We start from the raw sequence: 1,313 nt of genomic DNA, 5'->3' as shown, positions 1-1,313 counted from the left end.
AAAACAGTGGAATTCCAGCAGCTAAAAAGAACAATATTCCTTGAGCCCAAATTGGGGTTTCTAATCCGATTGGAGTTTTAATAAATTCAATTACTTTATTGTCTGGCATAGATGATGAAAACAACATCACTACAGAAACGACTGCCACAGCCAAAAATATGAAAGATGAAAAGACAACTATAATTGCGCCTAGAACTTTTGCAAATGCTCCAAAAATTGAAGTAAAAGCAGAACTAATTTTTGTTCCAGCACTTTCAGCTCCAGACTTTATTTGGTTTCCCATTTTGTCATAATCTGCATTTTNNTTCAGAAACGTTTTCAAATTCTTCTCTAAATTTTTTTTCAATGTTAGAAATCGTTACTGGTTCGCCAGTCATTTCTAGTTTTTCTGAAGTCGTAATGGCTTTTGGAGTTGCAATCCATAGAATTAAATAAGCCAATAAACCCCAACCTAGCGTGATACAAGCAAACAATATGAAAATTACTTTAATCCAAACTGCATCAATTCCTGTGTAGTGACCTAAACCAGTACAAACACCTGCAATTAAACCTCTGTCTTTATCACGATATAGTTTTTTGTTTTTTCTTGGAACATAGAACGGCTCGTTTTTAGGAGTTTCAGCATCATCATCAATTCTATAATCTTCTGGTTGTCCCATAACGGTAACTACTTGATCAACATCAACATTATTGATTACGTGTTTGTCGCTTTTTTGTCTTTCTGTAAAAAGCTCAGCCACACGCATTTCAATGTCTTTCATAATTTCATCTTTACCCGATGAATTTGAAAGTGAACGTTTTATAGCATCAAAATATCTTGATAACTTTTGGTATGCATCTTCATCTATGTGAAAAAATAAACCACCTATATTAATATTTACTGTTTTGTTCATGATTGTTATTTTTGATTGGTTATGATGTTTACGGCGTCAGAAAGTTCTGTCCAAGTTCCGTTTAATTCGTTTAAAAATGTTTTTCCTAATTCGGTCAACTCATAATATTTTCTTGGCGGACCCGAAGTTGATTCTTCCCAACGGTAGTTGAGCAAACCGTCATTTTTTAATCTTGTCAATAGCGGATAAACTGTTCCTTCTACTACAAGCAATTTTGCGTTTTTTAAAGTGTCTAATATTTCAGATGTGTATGCCTCTTTCTCTTTTAATACCGATAAGATGCAGAACTCTAAAACACCTTTTCGCATTTGGGCTTTTGTGTTTTCAATGTTCATAATTCGATTTTGATTTTTTAATTAAACTGTTCATTTTTTGATTTAACCTGAATTTAGTTCAGATTTTGATGATTTTTTTGATGAT

At 32.8% G+C, this 1,313-nt stretch carries 2 protein-coding genes and 1 pseudogene; all 3 read right to left on the bottom strand.

What is annotated here, in order from left to right; all coding sequences use genetic code 11:
• A pseudogene (locus DIU01_RS11220) lies at nt 1-283 on the bottom strand (hypothetical protein); the annotation flags it as partial.
• A gap of 4 nt (nt 284-287) precedes the next feature.
• Nucleotides 288-893, bottom strand: a complete 606-nt coding sequence (locus DIU01_RS11215; protein WP_290834476.1) for a PspC domain-containing protein — start codon at nt 891-893, stop codon at nt 288-290.
• 5 nt (nt 894-898) lie between these two features.
• Nucleotides 899-1,228, bottom strand: a complete 330-nt coding sequence (locus DIU01_RS11210; RefSeq protein WP_035126226.1) for a PadR family transcriptional regulator — start codon at nt 1,226-1,228, stop codon at nt 899-901.
• Nucleotides 1,229-1,313: the final 85 nt, after the last annotated feature.

It is taken from the genome of Flavobacterium sp. (assembly GCF_003525665.1).
In the GTDB taxonomy this organism is placed as follows: Bacteria; Bacteroidota; Bacteroidia; order Flavobacteriales; family Flavobacteriaceae; genus Flavobacterium.
Note: the sequence above shows the minus strand (reverse complement) of the source record. Positions and strands in the feature narration are given on the sequence as shown.